Source organism: Rhodanobacter sp. DHG33, assembly GCF_014843005.1.
Classification (GTDB): Bacteria; Pseudomonadota; Gammaproteobacteria; order Xanthomonadales; family Rhodanobacteraceae; genus Rhodanobacter_A.
The window spans coordinates 1-21,817 of record NZ_JACYXM010000006.1; the positions used below are offsets into that span (position 1 = coordinate 1).

The following is a 21,817-nucleotide window of genomic DNA, read 5'->3' on the forward strand; positions in this document are numbered from 1 at the left end:
GGTAACGTTCGATATGGCTCTGCTTCATGCTGTTCCTCGAATGTCCGACGCGCCGTATCTTTCCAGCACTCCTTACACCGCTCCCCGCGGTGGCTATGTTGCTTCCCTAGGATGGAGACTGCAGGCGCATATGGGCTTGCTCCGTAAAACCACAGCGGCGCCCGATAAAACGAGAGAGGGCCATGATGCCAGCATGGATGCGCTCCGGTTCGGCACGCGAATGCCTAGACGCTAGACCTGTCCACGATACTAGTAGCTTCAGTTCAGCCAAACACTATGCTTGATTTCGCTTTCGGTCTTCCGTCTCAAGCCTTTGCATCCATCTTGCGGAAAGGGGGGGCCTTCATCCGCATGCCGAATCGGGCCTTGCGGATCACTGCCTTGTAGTTACCTAAAATTGTCTTGACGATGGTTGCCATGCATTGAGTGTGTGGGAAAGTGCACCATTGCGCCGTACAACTTCCCGAAGCATGTCGATGTACCCGAATGTGAGTAGCCGACACGCTAGAATTTTCGCCGAAGCCCGCATCGCGCATGGGTTTCGCGGTGGGTGAATTTCACCTTGACATGGTAGGGGTCACAAGTTCGATCCTTGTACCGCCCACCAGATACCATGCAACGGCGCGAACCCCGGTTCGCGCCGTTTCTTTTGGGGCCGGGCGCCCCGCAGCCGGAGCGTTGCGATGGTCTATCTGTGGGTCAAGAGCTTCCACGTACTGTTCGTGATCGCCTGGGTGGCCACGGTGTTCTACCTGCCGCGCATCCTGGTGAACCTCGCCGAGGCCGGCGACGAGCCCGCTGTGAAGGCGCGGCTGCTGCTGATGGGGCGGAGGCTGTACAAGTTCGGCCACAACATGTTCGGCATGGCGTTCCTGTTCGGCCTGACGCTGTGGCAGGGCTGGCGGCTGTTTCCGTCGAAACTGCCCGACGTGACTGCGGGCATGCACTGGATCGACGCCAAGCTGACCCTGGTGGCGGTCCTGCTCGCCTATTTCGTCTGGATGGGGCGCCTGCTCAAGCGTTGCGAGCAGGGCGGTGCGCTACCGTCCACGAAGACGCTGCGCCTGCTCAACGAACTGCCGGTGCTGCTGCTGCTGGGCGTGATCTTCCTGGTGTTGGCCAAGCCTTTCTAGCTCGGATCCGTGCGGCGGCCGCTCAGCGGTTGAAATACCCGCGGTACCACGTCACGAAGCGCTCCACGCCCTCCTCGATGGAGGTGCCTGGCGCGTAGCCTACGTCGCGCCGCAGCGCCGACACGTCGGCCCAGGTGTCGGGCACATCGCCCGGCTGCATCGGCAGCAGGTTCTTCTCCACGCTGCGGCCCAGGTGTTGCTCCAGCAGCTCGATGAAGCGCAGCAGTTGCACCGGCTGGTCATTGCCGATGTTGTAGACGCGGTAGGGTGCGTTCGAGCTGCCCGGGTTCGGGGATTTCGCATCGTAGGCCGGGTCGGGCACGGCAGGGTGGTCGAGCGTGCGGATCACGCCTTCCACGATGTCGTCGACGTAGGTGAAGTCGCGGCTGTGGTTGCCGAAGTTGAACACGTCGATGGCTTCGCCGCGGCTGATGCGGTCGGCGAACAGCATCGGCGACATATCCGGCCGGCCCCACGGCCCGTACACGGTGAAAAAGCGCAGGCCGGTGGTGGGCAGGCCGTAGAGATGGCTGTAGCTGTGCGCCATCAGTTCGTTGGCTTTTTTCGTCGCGGCGTACAGGCTGACCGGGTGGTCCACCGCATCCTCCACCGCGAACGGCAGCTTGCGGTTGGCGCCGTAGACCGAGCTGGAGGACGCATAGACCAGATGGTCGACGCCGCCATGGCGGCAGGCCTCGAGCATATTGCCGAAGCCGACCAGGTTGCTCTGCACGTAGGCCTGCGGATTCTTCAGCGAATAGCGTACGCCGGCTTGCGCGGCCAGGTTCACCACGCGCTTCGGCTTGAAGCTGGCGAACGCGTCGTTTATCGCGGCAGCGTCGGCCAGATCGGCACGGCGGTGGGTGTAGCCGGCGTGGCCGGCAACACGGGCGAGGCGGGCTTCCTTCAACGCCGGATCGTAGTAATCGTTGTGATTATCGATGCCCAGCACTTCGTCACCGCGCGCCAGCAGGCGTTCGGCCAGGGCGGCGCCGATGAAACCGGCGGTGCCGGTGACGAGGATGCGCATGGTTTCTTCCTTCGCGAGCAGGGCGACAGTGTAGCCGTTGCGACCATGGCTCGATTGACGGCGCGGGCGGCGCTAGACTACGTTTCCAGCATGGTTTCCCAGAGGCAAGGTGGCCCGCGCGCAAGTGCCGGCCGAGTGTGCGACATGTCCACTACCCACCGAACACCTTGAATTTCCGCCTAGCCCTACCTTGTCGAAAGGACGCTGTGGCGTCCTTTTTCGTTTCCGGAGCATCCGTTTTCCCATGATCGAGATCACGCTACCCGACGGCAGCAAGCGCCCGTTCGACCACCCCGTGTCCGTGCAGGACGTGGCCGCCTCTATCGGCGCCGGCCTGGCCAAGGCCACCTTGGCCGGCAAGGTGGACGGCAGGCTGGTGGATGCCAGCTTCCCCATCGACCGCGACGCCAGCCTCGAGATCGTCACCGAGAAAAGCCCCGAGGCGCTGGACATCCTGCGCCACTCCACCGCGCATCTGCTGGCGCAGGCGGTGCAGCGCCTGTATCCGGGGGCGCAGGTCACGATCGGTCCGGTGATCGACAACGGCTTCTATTACGACTTCGCCTACGAGCGCCCGTTCACGCCCGACGATCTGGCAAAGATCGAGGTGGAGATGGAGAAGATCGTCAAGGAAGCGCTGCCGGTGACGCGCAGCGTGAAGTCGCGCGACGACGCGGTGGCGTTCTTCCGCGGCATCGGCGAGGCGTACAAGGCGGAGATCATCGAGAGCATCCCGGCCAACGAGGAGCTGTCGCTCTATTCGCAGGGCGAGTTCACCGATCTGTGCCGCGGCCCGCACGTGCCCAATACGGGCAAGCTGCGCGCCTTCAAGTTGATGAAGGTGGCCGGTGCGTATTGGCGCGGCGACTCCAACAACGCGATGCTGACCCGCATCTACGGCACGGCCTGGTTGAACGACAAGGACCTCAAGGCCTACCTGCACCAGCTGGAGGAGGCCGAGAAGCGCGACCACCGCAAGATCGGCAAGGCACTCGACCTGTTCCACCAGCAGGAGGAAGGCCCCGGCATGGTGTTCTGGCACCCGCGCGGCTGGGCGATCTGGCAGCAGGTGGAGCAGTACATGCGCGGCGTCTACCGCAAGAGCGGCTACCAGGAAGTGCGCTGCCCGCAGGTGCTGGATGTCTCGCTGTGGAAGAAGTCTGGCCACTGGGACAACTATGCCGAGAACATGTTCTTTACCGAGTCGGAGAAGCGCACCTACGCGCTGAAGCCGATGAACTGCCCCGGCCACGTGCAGATCTTCAATTCCGGCCTGCACAGCTACCGCGACCTGCCGATCCGCTATGGCGAATTCGGCGGCTGCCATCGCAACGAACCCTCCGGCGCGCTGCACGGCATCATGCGCGTGCGCGCGTTCACCCAGGACGATGGCCACGTCTTCTGCACGCCCGGGCAGATCGAGCCTGAGGTCACCGCCTTCCACCGGCGGGCGATGCAGGTCTATGCCGATTTCGGCTTCGACAACATCGCGTTGAAGATCGCGCTGCGTCCGGACAAGCGCATCGGCTCGGACGAGGTATGGGACAAGGCCGAGGAAGCGCTGCGTGCCGCGCTGCGTGCCGCTGGCGTCGCCTGGGAGGAATTGCCGGGCGAGGGTGCCTTCTACGGCCCCAAGATCGAGTACCACATGAAGGACTCGATCGGCCGCGCCTGGCAGGTTGGCACCATGCAGGTGGACTTCATGATGCCTGAGCGCCTGGGGGCCGAGTATGTGGACGAGCACAGCCAGCGCCAGCATCCGGTGATGCTGCACCGGGCCATCGTGGGTTCGATGGAGCGTTTCATCGGCATCCTGATCGAGCACCACGCCGGCCTGCTGCCGCCGTGGCTGGCCCCGGTGCAGGCCGCGGTGTTCAGCATCACCGACGCCCAGGCCGGATATGCCGGCGACGTGGCGCAAGCCCTTGTCGAGAAAGGTTTCCGCGTAGAGGCCGATTTGCGCAATGAGAAGGTCGGCTATAAAATCCGCGAGCATACGTTGCAGAAAATCCCTTATCTTCTGGTGGTCGGTGACCGCGAGAAGGAAGCGGGGGCCGTTTCCGTGCGTACTCGTTCGGGTGAGGATCTGGGCAGCATGCCGCTGGCCGACTTCATCGGGCGACTGCAGGCCGAAACGCAGCGCTGAAGGCGTTGCACGGCCTAATCAAAACTTCTTCTGGAGGATAGTGGTATCGCTACCACCGACAACAAGGGTAATCGCCGTAACCTGGAAATCCGCGTTCCACGCGTACGCGTGATCGGCGCCGATGCTGAGCAGCTGGGCATCCTCACCCGTGACGAGGCGCTCGCTCTGGCGCAGGAAGCAGGGATGGACCTGGTCGAGATCCAGCCGAACGGCGATCCGCCGGTCTGCCGCATCATGGACTACGGCAAGTTCAAGTTCGAAGCCCAGAAGAAGGCCCAGGCCGCCAAGAAGAAGCAGAAGCAGGTCGAGATCAAGGAAGTGAAGTTCCGTCCGGTCACGGACGTGGGCGACTACGAGATCAAGCTGCGCAACATGCTTCGCTTCCTCGAGGAAGGCGACAAGGTCAAGGTCACCATCCGCTTCCGCGGCCGCGAGATGTCGCACCAGGACCTGGGCCAGGAAATGGCCAAGCGCATCCAGACCGACATCGGCGAGAACGGCCAGGTGGAATCCTTCCCGCGTCTGGAAGGCCGCCAGATGGTCATGATGATCGGTCCCAAGAAGAAGCAGTGAGGCGACGGCGGCCTGCGGGCTGCCGTTTCGCATGGGGCAAGGGCAGGCACCCTGCCCGGATGTGCGCCACGGGCTGGCGCCAGTCCCGTTTTCCCCGTACAATTAGCAGTTCGACCCGCCAGGAAGGGTCGTGAACCGATGTCGGCAGGATGGAAAGCGCGGCCTTGCGGTCGCCGCCGAATCAGTCAGAAACCGGGCTGTTCTCATTAGAGAGCGACCCCATCAAGGAGCATTCCCATGCCCAAGATCAAGACCAACCGGGCGGCCGCGAAGCGTTTTCGCAAGACCGCTTCGGGCAAGTTCAAGGCCGGTCACGCCTTCAAGTCGCACATCCTGACCAAGAAGTCGACCAAGCGTAAGCGCAACCTGCGCGCCACCAACCACGTCAAGGCGTGCGACACCAAGGGTGTGGCTCGCATGTTGCCGTATCTCTGAACCGGGAGGACTAGACCATGGCTCGTGTAAAGCGTGGCGTTACCGCCCGTCGTCGTCACAAAAAGATCATTGGCCGCGCGAAGGGCTACTACAACGCCCGCCGCAAGGTTTTCCGCGTAGCCAACCAGGCCGTCATCAAGGCCGGCCAGTACGCGTACATCGGCCGCAAGCAGAAGAAGCGCCAGTTCCGCGCCCTGTGGATCGTGCGTATCAACGCTGCTGCCCGTCAGTTCGGCCTGTCCTACAGCCGCCTCATCAACGGCCTGCTGAAGGCCGGCATCACGGTCGACCGCAAGGTGCTGGCCGACATCGCCGTGCACGACATCAAGGCGTTTGGTGCGATCGCGGAAAAGGCGAAGGCCGCACTGGCAGCGTAATCTGTGCGCTCATCCTTGATCGCCGAGATCAAGAAGCGGCCATCCATGGCCGCACTCTTCAGGGGATGCGCGTAACGTCTGCGGGGAGGAGGCCTAAAGCCTCCTCCCCGTTTTTATTTGTGACTTCCAAACCGGGATCGCATTGATGGACGACTTGGAAAGCCGCGCCGTTCAAGCGCAGGCTGAAATCGACAAGGCCGATACGCTGGACGCGCTGGAAGCATTGCGCGTGGGCCTGCTCGGCAAGAGCGGCATCGTCACCGCCGCGCTGAAGACGCTGGGCTCGTTGCCGCCGGAAGAAAAAAAGGCGCGCGGCGCCGAAGTGAACCGCGTCAAGGAGCGCCTTGCCGATGCGCTGGCCGCGCGCAAGGCCGCGCTGGAGCAGGCCGAACTCGATCGCCGCCTCGCTTCCGAAACCATCGACATCACACTGCCCGGCCGCGACGGCGAGCGCGGCGGCATCCATCCGATCACCCGCGCGCTGGAACGCATCGCCGCGATCTTCGCGCGCCTGGGCTACCAGCGTGCCGACGGCCCCGAGATCGAAGACGACTGGCACAACTTCGAGGCGCTGAATTTCCCGCCGCACCATCCGGCGCGCGCGATGCACGACACCTTCTACTTCGGCGACGGCCGGCTGCTGCGCACGCATACCTCGCCGGTGCAGATCCGTTCGATGAAGGGGCGCCAGCCGCCCATCCGCATCATCGCGCCGGGCAAGGTGTACCGCAGCGATTCGGACCAGACGCACTCGCCGATGTTCCACCAGATCGAAGGCCTGCTGGTCGACGAGACCTCCAGCTTCGCCGACCTCAAGGGCACGCTGGCCGAGTTCATCCGTGCGTTCTTCGAGCGCGATTTCGAGATGCGCTTCCGCCCCAGCTATTTCCCCTTCACCGAGCCCTCGGCTGAAGTGGACATCCGCTGGGAGACCAAGGACGGCGAGTCGCGCTGGCTGGAAGTGCTGGGCTGCGGCATGGTGCATCCGAACGTGCTGGCGAACTGCGGCATCGACCCGGAGCGCTACACCGGCTTCGCCTTCGGCCTGGGCGTGGAGCGCTTCGCGATGCTGCGCTACGGCGTCTCCGACCTGCGCGCGTTCTTCGAGAACGACCTGCGCTTCCTCAAGCAGTTCGCCTAAACGCCGCAGGAACCGTGACATGAAATTCTCCGAGAACTGGCTGCGCCAGCATGTGCCGACCAAGGCGTCGCGCGACGAACTTTCCGCGACGCTGACCGCCATCGGCCTGGAAGTCGAAGACGTCGCCGCGCTGGGCGATTCGCTGGCCGGCGTGGTCGTGGCGCGCATCGTCAGCGCGCAAAAGCACCCCGAGGCCGATCGCCTGCAGGTGTGCGAGGTGGATACGGGCAACGGCACCGTGCAGATCGTCTGCGGCGCCCCCAATGCGCGCGCAGGCCTGGTGGCGCCGTTGGCCACGGTCGGTGCGGTGCTTCCGGGCGGCATCGCCATCAAGGCGGCGAAGCTGCGCGGCGTCGACTCGTCCGGCATGCTGTGCTCGGCCAAGGAACTGGGCATCGATCCGGATGCCTCGGGCCTGCTCGAACTCCCGGCCGATGCCCCGGTGGGCACGCCGCTCGCAGCCTACCTCGGTCTGCCGGACGCCAGCATCGAGATCAAGCTCACGCCCAACCGCGCCGACTGCTTCAGCGTGCGCGGCATCGCGTTCGACGTCGCCGCCGCGCTGGGTGGCGAGGTGCAGCCGCTGGATGCGACTCCGGTGCCTGCTGGCAGCGACGTGGGGATGGAGATCGCCCTGGAGGCCGGCCCGCGCGTGCCGCGCTTCGCCGGCCGCGTGATCGATGGCGTGGACGCCCGCGTGGCGACGCCCGTGTGGATGGCCGAACGCCTGCGCCGCAGCGGCCTGCGTCCGATCAGCTTCCTGGTCGACGTCACCCAGTACGTGATGCTGGAACTGGGCCAGCCGATGCACGCCTTCGACAAGGACAAGCTGGAAGGCGGCATCGTCGTGCGTCCGGCGCGTGCCGGCGAGTCGCTGCCGCTGCTCGACGGCCGCACCGTCGAGCTGGACGGTGATTTCCTCGTCGTCGCCGACGGCCGTGACGGCAGGGGCGAGCGTGCAGTGGCCCTGGGCGGAATCATGGGCGGCGCCGAAACGCGCGTCACCGACACCACGGTCAGCGTGTTCCTGGAAGCGGCGCACTGGATTCCGTCGGCCATCATCGGCCGCAGCCGCCGGCTCGGCATGCACACCGACGCGGGGCATCGCTTCGAGCGCGGCGTCGATCCCGAGCTGCCGCCCATCGCCATCGAGTACGCGACCAGGCTGATCCTCGACATCGCCGGCGGCACACCCGGTCCGTTGCTCGATGTCACGCTGCCCGGGCAGATGCAGGCGCCGCAACCGATCCTGCTGCGGCGTGCCAGGCTGGTGCGCGTGCTCGGCCTGGCCGTGCCCGATGCCGAGGTCGCGCGCATCTTCACCGCGCTGGGCATGAAGGTCGAGCCGCTGGCCGAGGGCTGGCGGGTCACCGCACCCAGCCGACGCTTCGACATCGAGCGCGAGGAAGACCTGGTCGAGGAAGTCGCGCGCATCTTCGGCTACGACCGCATTCCCACCGCCACGCCGGCGGGCGCCTTGGCGCTGTCTTCCGAGCCGGAAGCGCGCATCGGCGAACTGGCGCTGCGCGAGCAGCTCGCCGCCCGCGGCTATTTCGAGGCGGTGAACCTGTCCTTCGTCTCCGCCGACCTGCTGGCGCGCTGGGGTTTCGAAGGGCAAGGCGTGCCGCTGGCCAACCCGCTGTCCGCCGATCTGGCGGTGATGCGCCCCTCGCTGCTGCCGGGCCTGGTGGAGGCGCTGCGCCACAACCGCGCGCGCCAGCAGGAGCGGGTACGCCTGTTCGAAGTCGCACGCGTGTTCGCCGCGGGCAATCCCCCGGTCGAAACCCCCAGCCTGGCCATTGTCGCCAGCGGCAACGCGCATGCCGAGCAGTGGGGCGAGCCCTCCCGCGCCCTGGATTTCTTCGACCTCAAGGGCGACCTCGATGCCTTGCTCGCCTGGGGCGGCGAGGCGGAGCGCTGGACGGTGCACGCCGACGACCTGCCGCCCTGGCTCCATCCCGGCCGCGGCGCGCGGCTCGCCCGCGACGGCAAGACGGCTGGCTGGCTCGGTGCCCTGCATCCGCAGCTGGCCAAGGCGCTGGACCTGGGGCCGGACGTGCACGTGCTGGAACTGGCGCTGGAGCCGCTGCTGGCCCGCCGCCTGCCCAGGGCGGAGCCGGTGGCGCGTTTTCCCATGGTGCGCCGCGACATTGCCGTCGAGGTGCCGGAAGACGTTACCTGGTCACAGATCGGCGAGGCCGTTCGCAGCAGTCTCGGTGGCGTGCTGAAGGAGCTGCGCCTGTTCGACCGTTATAGCGGCAAGGGGGTCGAAGCGGGCCGAAAAAGTATCGCTATGGGCTTGATTTTGCAGGATGCTTCCCGCACGCTTGTGGACGACGACGCAGACCGTTGCGTGCGGCAGGCGATTGCCGCACTGGAACAGACATGCCAGGCAAAGTTGCGAGGATGAGATGGCGCTGACCAAGGCGGATATGGCCGAGCGGCTTTTCCTGGACGTGGGCCTCAACAAGCGTGAAGCCAAGGAATTCGTGGACGCTTGTTTCGAGGTGGTCCGTGAAGCACTGGAGAAGGGGGAGCAGGTGAAACTGTCGGGTTTCGGCAATTTCGACCTGCGCGAGAAGAACCAGCGGCCGGGGCGCAATCCCAAGACGGGCGAGGAGATTCCGATCTCGGCGCGTCGGGTGGTGACGTTCCGGCCAGGGCAGAAACTCAAGGTGCGAGTCGAGGGCTATGCTGGACCAAGGGAATAACACCGAACTGCCGCCCATCCCGGCCAAGCGCTACTTCACCATCGGCGAAGTGGGCGAGCTGTGCGGAGTGAAGCCGCACGTGCTGCGTTACTGGGAGCAGGAGTTCCCCGCGCTCAACCCGGTGAAGCGCCGCGGCAACCGTCGCTACTACCAGCGCCACGACGTGCTGATGATCCGTCAGATCCGCGCACTGCTGTACGACGAAGGTTTCACCATCACCGGCGCGCGTGCGCGGCTGGAAGGCCCGCAGGCGCGTGTCGAGGCGAGCATGTCGCACCAGATCGTGCATCAGGTGCGCCTGGAGCTGGAAGAAGTTCTGGCCCTGCTGCGCCGCTGAGCGCATTCCTCTGTTATAGTTCGCGCTTTCCGATCGCATGATCGCGAAGCACAAAAGGCGGCCACGTTGCCGCCTTTCGAGTCAAAGTCGGGGCGTAGCGCAGCCTGGTAGCGCATTTGCCTGGGGGGCAAAGGGTCGTCGGTTCGAATCCGGCCGCCCCGACCAATCGGATGACTCTAGGCAATCCTAGATGTCCCGGAAACCGCGCCAAGGCGCGGTTTTTTGTTGTCTGCGCTATTCGCGATGTCGAGTGCGCCCGCAGTCGGATTACGGATGCGTAGGCGTCGTGACGTTTGCCGGCTTGTCTTTGGATTCCGGCACCAGCGGTGCTGCGCCTTCCTTGCGTGGCAGGAAATGTTTCGCCAGCAACGCGTCGGCTTGATCGTCCTTGCCGTCCTCGCGCAATGCGTTGACCAGGGCGCGCACCAGATCGGTGGGCATGTCCGCATCCGCAGGGAATTTCTCGAGCATGGCGACGCGCTGGGCAGCCGATTTGCCCGTTTGCCGCATGGCCTTGTCCATGCCGGTGTAAAGCGCGGGGTTGGCCGGATCGACCTGGAATCCATGCTGGAACACGGTGGCGGCGTCCGAGGGCGCGTGGTCGATCTCCAGCAGCGCACGGCCAAGGCTCGCATCCAGCGATGGAATATCGGGCCTGAGCGCCGCGGCGCGGCGCCATTCCGCGATGGCCTGATCGGTGATGCCCTTGGAGAACAGCAGCGTTCCCAGGAGGTAGTGCGCGGAGGCGTCGGAAGGATTCCGCGCAAGCGCCGCGCGAAGGACCAGGAGCGTTTCGCGCCTTTCGGGAAACACATAGCGCAACGGCATGCGCGAAGCGGCCTGATAGTCGGCCACGCCGGATTGGCCCATCTGCTCGCGGCAATACCCGCGGTAGTAGGCCAGCAATGGATTCCGGTCGGGCGGCACTGTTCCCGGCTCGGACTCGTCGGCCGGCACGGCCGGGTAGTGGCGGGTGAGCAGCGCCAGAGCATCGGAATAAAGCCCCAGCCGGTTGTACTGGATCACCAGATCGAGAATCCGGTCGGGGTCGGCCGCGAGATGCGCGTCGAGCTGTGCGTCCGGATGGCCCAGGATGGATTGCTCGTTGCGCAGAAAATCGCTCGTGGGATAGGTGGCAAGCGCGGTGGCTACAAGCTGCCGTGCGCGGTCAGCCGGCCCCAGCGCGCGCCGCACTGCCACCACGTCTTCGATGCAGCGCTGGGCAACCGTGTTGGCGGTATCCGGGTGGCATACGTGGGTCAGCACATCGTGTGCTTGCGCGAAATCCTTGTCCTTGATGAGCAGCTCGGCCAGCAGTACGCCGGCTGCCGCCCGGTAGGACGGATCGCGGTAGGCTGCCTCGAGCTCGAGGCGCGCCTCGTGCGGATGATCGAGGAAGGCTTCCGCGATGCCGCGGTAGTAATGCGTTTCGCCGTCCCAGGTGGCGCGATCCTCGACCTGCATCAACAGGCGCGACGCATCTTCGAAGCGGAACAGATTCACGTCCAGGCGCCCTTGTGCCTTCAGGAGAGGCATGCTGTCCGGCGCCGCCGCAAGCGCTTGCGCGTAGGTTTTCCGGGCAGCGATCAATTGGCCCTGGAGCTCTTCGTTCGTGCCGCGCTCGAGCAGGCCGTCGCTCGTATCGGGTGGCTGATAGGTCGTCTGGGGGCCGGTCTTTACTTCGTTGCGCGGAGTCCAGTCGTACTGGTCTTCCGTGTGTTCGAGGAGCACTTCATGTTTGTCGTTCTCGAGCACGAAGGTGTATTTCTTCGCCGGAGAAAGGTCGTCGAACGTGTGTTGCCAGGTCTGGGCCGGATCGAGTGTCGCCGTTCCCCGGAAGACTGTTTTGGTGCCGTCGAGCATGCGGATGCTTGCATCGGGGAACCGGCGGTTGGCATTGAAGGCCACCGTCAATGCCGCATGCCCGGCAGCATCGTGCGTCCTTGTCATGAACACGACGCCATTCAAGTTGGCGCGCGAGATGCCGCCGATCCCGTGCACCGGCATCCAGTATTCGGAAAAGTGGATGATCTGTTCGGGCTGGAGAAAGCCGTAGGTTTCCTGGTTGCGGAAAAGTCCCGCCTGCACTTCCGCATACGCGCTGTTGTTGTCCGAAAGCACGTGGCGCCAGGCGAGGCCATCCGCATCGGTGCCCCAGGTCCAGATCTTCTTCGCCGGCAGATCCGCGTAGTTGGCATAGTGGACGACGCCGGCATCCGTATCCGGGTCGTAGATGCCCATAAAGGGTTCGCGGCTGCCGTAGACGAAGCGCGACACGGGGCCGTCCTTGTGGTTGCCGACGATGCTGAGGTCCATGCCCTTCGCGTTCACCGGCCAGGTGTCGATGTCCTTGAAGCCGTGGCTGGCCGTGAACTGCATGGGGTACCAGATCTTCGAGTCGTCATGGACCTGCACGCCCGCGTTGTTCCACCAGTAGAACCGGTGCCGCAGTTCGCTCGGATTGGACAGCGTCACGCGTTCTTCCAGCACGGTGCTGCCCGGGCGCAGGACCAGCTGAACCGTCCACTCCATGCCGTAGACGCGATCGCGGTTGCCGATCGTCACCGAGGCGCTTCCGTCCGGATCCTGGGCGTAGGACCAGTCGACGGGCGAAAGGGAAACCCAGTTGTGCGATACGGGAAAGTTGAACTCGACGCCGAAGGCCGACCATGCGCCGCGGTAGCCGATCAGCGCCTTCTTCAGCGTCGGGTTGGCATAGAACATCGGCTTGCCGTTGATCTTGTCGACGCACGTGTAGATGTGTCCGCCAAGGTCGGGAAGGATCGTGCACTTCAGGTATTCGTTCTCGAGAAAAAGCGCGCGCCAGAGATGGTTGGCTTCCGTGTTGCGCACGTCCTCGCGCAGCGTGTACGGGTAGCTGAAATTGGCGGTGCCGTAGATGTCGAAGGGCGGGTTCTCGTCGGGCGGCCCTTCCTCCGATGCCGCAAGCGGCATCCGGCCTTGCCAGACGCGAACCTGGGCATGCGCCGAAAGCGAACCCAGCAGTAGGAGGATGCAAAGACTCAACCGAGAACGCGTCATTACCTTCACCATGCCGGGTGGGGACGATTGACCTGCTCGCCAGTCAGGCGCCGCACCGCACGCCATGGCGTGGCCGTCGCGGCAGCAGGGCCGAGCTGGCTGTCGGAATGCATTGAACAGACAGGAAGCCGGGGTTGGACGGCGGGGCGCGAGCCGCCGCATGGCTGCAAACAGCCGTGCACACATTGGGTTCTGATGCTTCGAAGCATTGATCCGTCCCCCTCATGATTCGCGCGCAACTTCCTTTTATTTCTTTCCTTGGCGGCAAATTTATTGCCGCTTTCGAATAAAAAGAAAGTAAATCTATATTTATCGAATATAAACGAAAGAATGATGGTTGCAAGTACCTTGAGCCATCCAAGGTGCGGTTCACATCATCGGCGCCGTCATTGGATGACGACTTCAGGTATTTGTCGCTGCACGAATGTGCCGATGCCATGCAGTCGATTGGCCATGCCTGCCACGGGCTGCCCTGTCCGTTGCAAAAGGCGCAGGAAATTGCAGTGCGGGCCGGCTAGGCTGCGGCCTCGGGCCCATCCACAAGGAGATGTCGCATGTCGTCGAACAGCTGCCATCCGAACGCGCCGCACGAGAAGCTCAAAGCGCCCGACTGGTACGTCTCGGCATTGATGATGGACCGCGCGCTGGACGCGGTCCTGCGCCGCGTGAAGAAGCTCGACCGCGAGCACGACATTCCCTACCTCGCCGGCTACAGCCGCGACGGCAAGACCATCTACATCGACCGTCACCTGCCGAAGAGCTTCGTGTTCCGCGGGCGCACGATCGAGGTGGACCGCTTCCTCATCCTGCACGAGGAAGTCGAGAAAACCCTGATCGACCAGCTCGACCTGCACTACCTGCATGCGCACCAGATCGCCACGCGCGCGGAGGAGGCCGCGGTGAACGCGCAGCGCGTCACCTGGAAGGCCTACGACCGCTTCATGCAGAAGTACGTGAAGTCGATCGGCGACGAGCGCCTGCAGAAGGTGCCGGCCGACCTCGACCTCAAGCCTTATCGCGACTATCACGACTACGACCTGCTGCAGCGCATGGAGCAGCACATGGAGCATGCGCCCGGGCTGGGCGTGAAGCTCAAGGGCGAGCTGAAGGCCTATGCCGCCGCGTTCCGCGAACAACACGAGACGGAACGGCGGCGCGCGGCGCGCAAGGCTGCGGGGGCGGCACCCAAGAAGGCGGCTGTGAAAAAAGCGGTGGCGAGCAGGGCGGTGAAATCACCGCAGCGCACGAGCCGCTGAACGACGGCCATGCCGCGACACGCGATGCCGCGCATCGCGGTTCGGTCAGAACAGCACGCGGCTGCGCAGCGTTCCCGGGATCGCCGCGAGCTTGTCCTTGAGCGCGTTCGACTGCGCCTCGTCGGCGGCCACGTCGATCACCACGTAGCCCAGCTCCGCATCGGTCTGCAGGAACTGCGCATCGATGTTGATGTTGCCGGCGGAGAACAGTTCGTTGATGCGTGACAGCACGCCGGGCACGTTGCGGTGGATGTGCAGCAGGCGCCGGCTCTTCGGGTGTTCCGGCAGCGACACTTCGGGGAAGTTCACCGCGGACAGGGTGGAGCCGTTGTCGCTGTAGCGCACCAGCTTGCTGGCCACCTCGATGCCGATGTTGTCCTGCGCCTCCAGCGTGCTGCCGCCGATGTGCGGAGTGAGGATCACGTTGTCCAGGCCGATCAGTGGCGACACGAACGGATCGTCGTTGCCCTTGGGCTCCACCGGGAACACGTCCACCGCGGCACCGGCGACGTGTCCGGAGCGCAGCGCTTCGGCCAGCGCGTCGATCTCCACCACGCTGCCGCGCGAAGCATTGATCAGCACTGCGCCCTTGCGCATCGCGGCGATTTCCTTGGCGCCGAACATCAACTTGGTGGCCGGCGTTTCCGGTACGTGCAGGGTCACCACGTCGGAACGCTGCAGCAGGTCCTGCAGGCCGGCGGCAGCCTGCGCGTTGCCCAGCGCCAGCTTGGTTTCCACGTCGTGGAAGATCACCCGCATGCCCAGGCTCTCGGCCAGCACGCCCACCTGGGTGCCGATATGGCCGTAGCCGATCACGCCCAGCACCTTGCCGCGCGCTTCGTAGCTGCCGGCGGCGGACTTGCTCCAGCCGCCGCGATGGCACTGCGCACTGCGCTGCGGGATGCCGCGCAACAGCATGATGGCCTCGGCGATGACCAGCTCGGCCACGCTGCGCGTGTTGGAGTAGGGCGCGTTGAACACCGGCACGCCCAGCCGCTCCGCCTCGCCCAGGTCGACCTGGTTGGTGCCGATGCAGAAGCAGCCTGCCGCGATCAGCCGCTTGGCATGGCGCAGCACCTCGGCGGTGAGCTGGGTGCGCGAACGCAGCCCCACGATGTGGGCATCGGCGATGCGCTCCAGCAGCTGCGCCTCGGGCAGCGACTTCTCGTGGTATTCGATGTTGCTGTAGCCGGCGCGCTCGAAAACCTCCACCGCGGTGCGACTCACGCCCTCCAACAGCAGCACTTTGATGTCTTGCCGTGGGAACGAGGTCTTCATGGGGGCTCCGGCGCGGAATGAACTGCTACTATGCCAGAATTGCGGCATCGCAGCACATGGTCGTTTGGACGTCCGAACGCCATGCAAGGCATAACCCACCGGAGAGCACATGAGCGCAGCCCTGGACGATCTCGCCCGCCGCCTGCCCGGATTGCGCCTGCTTTCGGAACCCGGCGACCTGGAGCATTACGGCCGCGACTGGACGCGTCGCTGGACACCTGCACCACTGGCCATTGCGCTGCCGGCCACAGCGGAAGAAGTGCAGGGCATCGTGCGCTGGGCCAACGAGCACGACGTGGCCATCGTGCCTTCGGGCGGGCGCACCGGGCTCTCCGGCGGCGCGGTGGCGGCGAACGGCGAACTGGTGCTGAGCCTGGAGCGGATGAACCGCGTGCTGGGCTTCGACGCCGCCGACCGCACGCTCACCGTGCAGCCGGGCATGCCGCTGGAGGCAGTGCACATGGCTGCGCGCGAACACGGGCTGGTCTACCCGGTGGACTTCGCCGCGCGCGGCTCCTGCTCCATCGGCGGCAACATCGCCACCAATGCCGGCGGTATCCGGGTGATCCGCTACGGCAATACCCGCGAGTGGATCGCCGGGCTCAAGGCGGTGGCGGGCAACGGCGAACTGCTCGACCTCAACCGCGCGCTGGTGAAGAACTCCAGCGGCTACGACTTCCGCCAGCTGATGATCGGTTCGGAAGGCACGCTGGGCATCGTGGTGGAAGCCACGCTCAGGCTCACCGATCCGCCGCCGCCGGCGCAAACCATGCTGCTGGCATTGCCGGACATGGACGCGGTGCTGGCCGTGTTCGGCCTGTTCCGTTCGAAGCTTGCGCTGCAGGCCTTCGAGTTCTTCACCGACGTGGCGCTGAGGCACGTGCTGGCGCACGGCGCGCAGCGCGCGCTGGACGGCGAACATCCGTACTACGTGGTCACCGAGTTCGACGCGCCGGACGAAGCCGCGCAGGACGCCGCGCTGGCGGTGCTCGGCGAAGGCATGGAGCAGGGCTGGATCGTCGACGGCACGATCGCGCAGAGCGAGGCCCAGGCCGCCGCGCTGTGGCGGCTGCGCGAGGGCATCACCGAGAGCCTGGCGCCGCACAAGCCGTACAAGAACGACGTGTCGGTGCGCATCGGCGCGGTGCCGGCCTTCCTGCACGCGATGCAGGTGCTGCTGGCGCGGGAGTATCCGCATATCGAGGTGGTGTGGTTCGGCCACATCGGCGACGGCAACCTGCACATCAACGTGCTCAAACCTGCCGGCATGGCGGACGCGGATTTCATCGCGCAATGCGAGCACGTCACCAAGCTGCTGGCCGCCACGCTGAAGGAGCACGGCGGCAGCATCTCGGCCGAGCACGGCATCGGCCTGGTCAAGCGGCCTTATCTGGACAGCACGCGCAGCGCCGCGGAGATCGCGCTGATGCGCGGCGTGCGCAAGGTGTTCGACCCAAACGGCATCCTCAATCCGGGCAAGCTGTTCGAGGCGGATTGAGGGTCAGTGATGCCATGTGGCCGCGACCGTGCGCGCCAGGTCGGCGAACAGCGCCTCGCGCTCGGCTTTCGAGGCGGTTGAAACCGTGAGGAAGGCGGCCACGATCACGCTGCGGCCGTCGGGCCAGGTCAGGATGCCGATGTCGTTGTAGGCGGCGGTGAGTCCGTCCAGTGTGTACGAGGTGCCGCATTTGTCGGCGAACCGCACGTTGCCGGGCACGCCCTGCCGCATGCGGTTCGGTTGCGTCTGCGCCTGCAGCAGCGCAAGCAAGGCGCGGGTCGATGCGGGCGAAAGCAGCGCGCCGCGCTGCAGCTGGCGCAGAAAGTCCGCGGCGGCATCCGGCGTGCTGCGGTTGCGCCGATCGGCGAGATAGGCGCGGTAACCGCGTTGCAGACGCAGCTCCTGTGCCTGCGCCGTCTCGTCTGCCGGTGGCTGCTGGCCGGGGGCGAGTTGTTCGAAGACGCGGCTGACGCCCGCTTCGCCCGTGTCCACGCGCATGCCGGCGATGCCATGCGCGCGCAGGAAGGCGGTGACGTCCTGCGGCGGAACGAGCCGCAGCAGTGCGTCGACGGCGGTGCTGTCGCTCTCGCTGACGGCAGCGGTGAGCAGCTGGCTCACGGTGACGTTCATCCGATCGCCGTGGAAGTGCGCGCCAATGGACGGCACGGCCGAACCGTCGACGATATCCGCACGGGTCAGCGTGACGGTCTGCGTCATCGACAACTCGCCACGGTCGATGCGCGCGAATACCGCGGCGGCAACCGCAGCCTTGAACACGCTCATCATCGGATAGGCGCGCTCGGCATTGACGCGCCAGCGTTCGCCGCTCTGCGGGTCGAGTACGGCGATGCCGAGCACTCCGGGCTGCGCGCGTGTGGCCAGGGCTTCCAGCTTGGCTTGCAGCGCAGCGTGGGTCGCATGAGCGTCCGTTGCAGGGGTCGCCAGCAGCACCGTGGGCACGATGAGGGCAAGCGTCAGGGCGAACAGGCCCGATAGGCGGGTGCGGGTGGCGTGCATGTGGGCTCTTGGCGGGGGGCGACGAACGCCCAGTTTTCCATGCGAAAAGGGCAAGACGATAGCGGGCCCATGACTTGGCGGGGCTGCCGCCGCGGCTGGCCGTGTTAGCCTTTTAAAGTCCCGCCGATCTTCCCCGATTGCGGGAGTCAAACAGGTGGCTATCCGTGGCCGCACCTTGTCGACGCTTTTGCGATCACTCCTGATCGCGAGAATCAAAAGGCGGCCACCCATGGCCGCACTCTTCCATTTTCTTCAAGCCGGGCATGACCATGACGCAGGAACGCCGCACGCTGTATCCCGAGATCGAGCCGTACGACCGCGGCATGCTCAAGGTCTCGGAACTGCATACGCTGTATTACGAGCAGTGCGGCAACCCGGACGGCAAGCCGGTGGTGTTCCTGCATGGTGGCCCAGGTGGCGGCACCAACCCGAAGTGCCGGCGCTTCTTCGATCCGGCGGTATACCGCATCGTGCTGTTCGACCAGCGCGGCTGCGGCCAGTCCACGCCGCATGCGGAGCTGCGCGAGAACACCACCTGGGACCTGGTCGCCGACATCGAGCGCGTGCGCGAGCACCTCGGCATCGCCCGCTGGCAGGTGTTCGGCGGTTCGTGGGGTTCCACGCTGTCGCTGGCATACGCGCAGACGCATCCGGACAAGGTCACCGAACTCGTGCTGCGCGGCATCTTCATGCTGCGCCGCTGGGAGCTGGAGTGGTTCTACCAGAAGGGTTGCGATGCGCTGTATCCCGATGCGTGGGAAACCTATCTCGCAGCGATTCCCGAGGCCGAGCGCGGCGACCTGATGAGCGCCTATCATCGCCGCCTCACCAGCGACGATCCGGCCGTGCGCGTGGCCGCGGCACGGGCATGGTCGGTGTGGGAAGGCTCCACCAGCTACCTGCAGCAGGATGCGGCGAGCATCGGTGCGCACGACGAGGACGAATTCGCGCTGGCTTTCGCGCGCATCGAATGCCACTACTTCGTCAACGGCGGTTTCTTCGCGCACGACGACCAGCTGCTGCGCAACGTGGAGCGCATCCGCAAGATCCCCGCCGTGATCGTGCAGGGCCGCTACGACGTGGTCTGCCCGATCCGCAGCGCGTGGGACCTGCACCGCGCCTGGCCCGAGGCGGACCTGCGCATCGTGCAGGACGCGGGCCACTCGGCGTTCGAGCCGGGAAACATCCACGAACTGGTGGAAGCGACGGATCGTTTCGGTCGCCGTTGAGCCTGACATTCCCCCTCGCACGAGGGGGATCGGGCTTGCGCCGTCGAGGTCATCCCTTGACGGGAAACCACATGTCCGCCGTGGGCTGAAAGGCGCGCGGCGTGACGCCGAGCAGCCGCTCGAGTTCGTCGTTGTCCGCCACAAGATCGGCATCGAGCCGTGCCAGCGGGCCGCGCCATTTCGTCGGCGCGAAGCGCTGGCCCGCGTGCAGCAGCCAGGCCGGCAGCGGCACGGGCAGATTGGTATGAGGCAGCGTCCGGCGGACGCGCGTGAACATTTCGCGCGCGGTGAGCCGTTCGCCGCCGCCGATGGGCAGGATGCGCCCCGCGCTGGCGGGGCTGGCCAGCGCGGCGAGCACGGCGAGCGCGATGTCGTCGGCGTGCACCGGCTGGCGCAGCCCGCGACCCGCAGGCAGCGGGAAGACGCGCGTGCGCCAGGCGCGACGCGCGATCGGACTGAGGCTCCTGTCGAGTCCCGCGCCGTAGATCAGCGTGGGCCGCAGCACCGTCCACGGCGCGCCGTGGCGCGCGCAAGCCGCGGCCAACGCCTGCTCGCCGTCGCACAACAGTTGCGCGATGGCGCGTTCTGCGGGCACGCCGGAATCATGTTTGCTCTCGACGCTCATTGAGCTGGTGGCGATTACGCGCGGCGGCTCGCTGCCGAAGTCGGCGCGCGACAGCCACTCGGCGAACGGCAACAGCGGGCCGAAGCTGACGATGGCGGAAGGGAGCGGCAGCTCGCGCGGCAACGCTTCGGGCAAGCTGCCCTGCAGCCAGCGCAGGCCGGGTTGCGGCGCACGCGCGCGGCGGCTCACCGCCGTCACCATGGCTCCGTGTTCGAGCAGGCGTGGCAGGAGGAAACGGCCGATCTGGCTGCTGCCGCCAAAAACAAGAACCGTCATCAGGAGCCCGCTTGCAGGCGCGTGGCGAGATCGAGCACGCGCGGCAGGTTGGGTGCGAGCTTGCGCGCCTGCTGCAGCGATTGCATGGCGCCGAGGCGGTTGCCGCTCGCCAGCTGCTGGTCGGCCTGATCCAGCCAGGCGTTGGCGAGGCGTTGGCCGAGGGGCGCCTGCGACGCGTCGCCCGGTGCGAGGTCGGCGAGGTTGTCCAGCATCTGGCCGGCACGAACGAGGTCGCCCGAGCTGAGCGAGCGGTTGAACTGCTGCTGCACCGCGCCCGGCAGTGCGTGCAGGCCTTGCTGCGCGGCGGCGTTGTCGCCGTCGATGGCCAGGGCGCTGCGGTAGAGGTCGTAGGCGCAGTTGCCGGGCGGCATCATGATGTCGCCGCGTTGCGTGGCTGCCTGGGCCTGCTGCAGCAGACGGGCGATCTGCGCGCTTTGCTGCGGCGACAGGGCCGGCGGCGCGGCTTGCGCGATGTCCAGGTTGCCCCCCGCCGGCGCGGCCGCGCCAGGATGCGCCTGCATGCCCTGCAGGCGCGCGCGCGCTGCGGCGATGTCGGTGGACTTCGGCGCCAGTTCCGCGGCGCTGTCGAGCAGCTTGCCGGCCTGCGCGGCATCGCCGGCATCCATCGCTGCGCTGGCCTGCATGGTGAGCGCCTGCGCCACCTTGCCCAGCCCGGCCTGCGCCTGCGCGTTGTCGGGGCTCAGCGCCAGCGCGGCCTTGTAGTGCGCGAACGCGGTGTCGTCGCCGGGACCGGTGATGCGGCCGGCGCGCAAGGCTTCGTCGCCTTGCTGCAGGTCGGTGTCGAGTGCGGCATTGTCTTGCTGGCTGGTCTGCGCACGGGCGGCGCGCAAGGCGGGCAGGGCGGCGTTGTTGGGCTGCAGGGCGACGAGCTGCTCGATGGTGGCGTCCGCCTTCGCGCCGTCGTTCGCATCGATGGCCTTCTGCGCCTGTGCGGCCAGTGCGTCGCCCACCTGATCCAGCCCATGCTGCGCTACCGCGTTGCCGGGATCGGCGGTGAGCACCTGCCGGTACAGTGCGCCGGCGCCGTGGTCGCCGCCGTACTGGCCGGCGGCAAAAGCCTGCTGCGCCTGATCCACCAGGGTCGAAACCTGCACTTCGGACGCGCGCTTGGTGGCGATCATGCGGTCGAGCTTGTCCACGTCGCTGCCGCCGCCCAGCAGTTCTCGCGCCACCGCGGCCTTTTGCGCGGCCACATCGAGCTGGCCGGCCTGCATGGCGGCGTCGGCCTGCGAAAGCTCGGCCATGCCGACCTGGTGCAGGCCGTTGCGCGCGACGTCGTTGTCCGGCTCCAGCGCCACCGCGGCCTGAAACAGTTCGCGCGCGCTGGTGCCGTCGTTGCCGTCCAGCTTGCCGGCCGCCAGCGCCTGTTGCGCACGGCCGAGCACGTCGTTGAGTTCGGTGCGCGGCAGCAGGCTGTTGCTCAGGAAGCCCCGCCCGTACCACATCGCGGCCGCCACACAGATCACGAGCAAGACCAGCGGCACCAGCCAGCCGCGACGCTTTCGCTGTTGCGGCGCGGACGCGCGCGCGTTGCGCGGCTCGATCGGCATCGACGGCAGGTCGTCGCGCGGCGGCGGGTCGCGCAGCGTTGCGCGGTCGGGCGGCGCGTCGAGCTGGTCGAGGTTGCCCAGCGTGGGCTCGGTGCGTCCGCGGTGGTCGGATTCGTGCTGGTCGCGGCGTCCGCTCATGGAA

18 protein-coding genes and 1 tRNA gene are annotated in these 21,817 nt (G+C 66.2%); 13 read left to right on the forward strand and 6 right to left on the reverse strand.

Annotated features, from left to right (window positions below; genetic code table 11):
* Positions 1-683: 683 nt before the first annotated feature.
* Positions 684-1,133, forward strand: a complete 450-nt coding sequence (locus tag IHE46_RS11665) for a CopD family protein (protein WP_192164829.1) — start codon at positions 684-686, stop codon at positions 1,131-1,133.
* Between the two features lie 22 nt (positions 1,134-1,155).
* Here the strand turns inward: IHE46_RS11665 and IHE46_RS11670 are convergent, their stop codons facing one another.
* On the reverse strand, positions 1,156-2,163 hold the full coding sequence (locus IHE46_RS11670; protein ID WP_192164830.1) for an NAD-dependent epimerase: 1,008 nt from the start codon (positions 2,161-2,163) through the stop codon (positions 1,156-1,158).
* 244 nt (positions 2,164-2,407) lie between these two features.
* On the opposite strand from IHE46_RS11670, the gene thrS reads away from it, so the two are divergent.
* The 9 genes from thrS to IHE46_RS11715 all read left to right on the forward strand — a co-directional run bounded on the left by thrS (position 2,408) and on the right by IHE46_RS11715 (position 10,048).
* Entirely contained in the window at positions 2,408-4,309 is a 1,902-nt protein-coding gene (gene thrS, locus IHE46_RS11675; protein ID WP_192164831.1) for a threonine--tRNA ligase, read from the forward strand.
* Between the two features lie 45 nt (positions 4,310-4,354).
* Positions 4,355-4,882 carry a translation initiation factor IF-3 gene (infC, locus tag IHE46_RS11680; protein ID WP_343230037.1) on the forward strand — a complete coding sequence of 176 codons (528 nt, stop codon included), beginning with the start codon at positions 4,355-4,357 and terminating at the stop codon, positions 4,880-4,882.
* A 237-nt stretch (positions 4,883-5,119) separates the two neighbouring features.
* Entirely contained in the window at positions 5,120-5,317 is a 198-nt protein-coding gene (gene rpmI, locus IHE46_RS11685) for a 50S ribosomal protein L35 (protein ID WP_019467379.1), read from the forward strand.
* Between the two features lie 17 nt (positions 5,318-5,334).
* Entirely contained in the window at positions 5,335-5,694 is a 360-nt protein-coding gene (gene rplT / locus IHE46_RS11690; RefSeq protein ID WP_077481450.1) for a 50S ribosomal protein L20, read from the forward strand.
* Between the two features lie 145 nt (positions 5,695-5,839).
* Positions 5,840-6,835, forward strand: a complete 996-nt coding sequence (gene pheS / locus IHE46_RS11695; RefSeq protein WP_192164832.1) for a phenylalanine--tRNA ligase subunit alpha — start codon at positions 5,840-5,842, stop codon at positions 6,833-6,835.
* Between the two features lie 19 nt (positions 6,836-6,854).
* Complete coding sequence (pheT, locus tag IHE46_RS11700; RefSeq protein ID WP_192164833.1) at positions 6,855-9,245, forward strand: phenylalanine--tRNA ligase subunit beta; 2,391 nt, start codon at positions 6,855-6,857, stop codon at positions 9,243-9,245.
* A gap of 1 nt (position 9,246) precedes the next feature.
* On the forward strand, positions 9,247-9,546 hold the full coding sequence (locus IHE46_RS11705) for an integration host factor subunit alpha (protein WP_192164834.1): 300 nt from the start codon (positions 9,247-9,249) through the stop codon (positions 9,544-9,546).
* Positions 9,527-9,883, forward strand: coding sequence for a MerR family transcriptional regulator (locus IHE46_RS11710; RefSeq protein ID WP_181301494.1), 357 nt, complete (start codon positions 9,527-9,529; stop codon positions 9,881-9,883). The genes IHE46_RS11705 and IHE46_RS11710 overlap by 20 nt, the downstream gene beginning before the upstream one ends.
* An 88-nt stretch (positions 9,884-9,971) precedes the next feature.
* Positions 9,972-10,048 (forward strand) — tRNA-Pro (locus IHE46_RS11715).
* Positions 10,049-10,150: 102 nt separating this feature from the next.
* On the opposite strand, the gene IHE46_RS11720 is transcribed toward IHE46_RS11715, so the two are convergent.
* Positions 10,151-13,087 carry a DUF5107 domain-containing protein gene (locus tag IHE46_RS11720; RefSeq protein WP_225563021.1) on the reverse strand — a complete coding sequence of 979 codons (2,937 nt, stop codon included), beginning with the start codon at positions 13,085-13,087 and terminating at the stop codon, positions 10,151-10,153.
* Between the two features lie 392 nt (positions 13,088-13,479).
* Between IHE46_RS11720 and IHE46_RS11725 the strand changes: the two genes are divergently transcribed.
* Complete coding sequence (locus tag IHE46_RS11725) at positions 13,480-14,181, forward strand: hypothetical protein (protein ID WP_192164836.1); 702 nt, start codon at positions 13,480-13,482, stop codon at positions 14,179-14,181.
* A 45-nt stretch (positions 14,182-14,226) separates the two neighbouring features.
* On the opposite strand, the gene serA is transcribed toward IHE46_RS11725, so the two are convergent.
* Positions 14,227-15,459: a phosphoglycerate dehydrogenase gene (gene serA, locus IHE46_RS11730; RefSeq protein ID WP_192164837.1), complete on the reverse strand. Its 1,233-nt coding sequence runs from the start codon at positions 15,457-15,459 to the stop codon at positions 14,227-14,229.
* A 109-nt stretch (positions 15,460-15,568) separates the two neighbouring features.
* On the opposite strand from serA, the gene IHE46_RS11735 reads away from it, so the two are divergent.
* On the forward strand, positions 15,569-16,957 hold the full coding sequence (locus tag IHE46_RS11735; RefSeq protein ID WP_192164838.1) for an FAD-binding oxidoreductase: 1,389 nt from the start codon (positions 15,569-15,571) through the stop codon (positions 16,955-16,957).
* Between the two features lie 3 nt (positions 16,958-16,960).
* On the opposite strand, the gene bla is transcribed toward IHE46_RS11735, so the two are convergent.
* Complete coding sequence (bla, locus tag IHE46_RS11740) at positions 16,961-17,974, reverse strand: class A beta-lactamase (protein WP_192164839.1); 1,014 nt, start codon at positions 17,972-17,974, stop codon at positions 16,961-16,963.
* A 269-nt stretch (positions 17,975-18,243) separates the two neighbouring features.
* Between bla and pip the strand changes: the two genes are divergently transcribed.
* A complete protein-coding gene (gene pip / locus IHE46_RS11745; protein ID WP_192165263.1) occupies positions 18,244-19,203 on the forward strand; it encodes a prolyl aminopeptidase in 960 nt (319 codons plus the stop codon).
* Between the two features lie 49 nt (positions 19,204-19,252).
* Here the strand turns inward: pip and IHE46_RS11750 are convergent, their stop codons facing one another.
* Both IHE46_RS11750 and IHE46_RS11755 read right to left on the reverse strand, forming a co-directional pair.
* On the reverse strand, positions 19,253-20,104 hold the full coding sequence (locus tag IHE46_RS11750; protein WP_192164840.1) for an NAD-dependent epimerase/dehydratase family protein: 852 nt from the start codon (positions 20,102-20,104) through the stop codon (positions 19,253-19,255).
* Complete coding sequence (locus IHE46_RS11755; RefSeq protein ID WP_192164841.1) at positions 20,104-21,813, reverse strand: hypothetical protein; 1,710 nt, start codon at positions 21,811-21,813, stop codon at positions 20,104-20,106. The genes IHE46_RS11750 and IHE46_RS11755 overlap by 1 nt, the downstream gene beginning before the upstream one ends.
* Between the last annotated feature and the right edge of the window lie 4 nt (positions 21,814-21,817).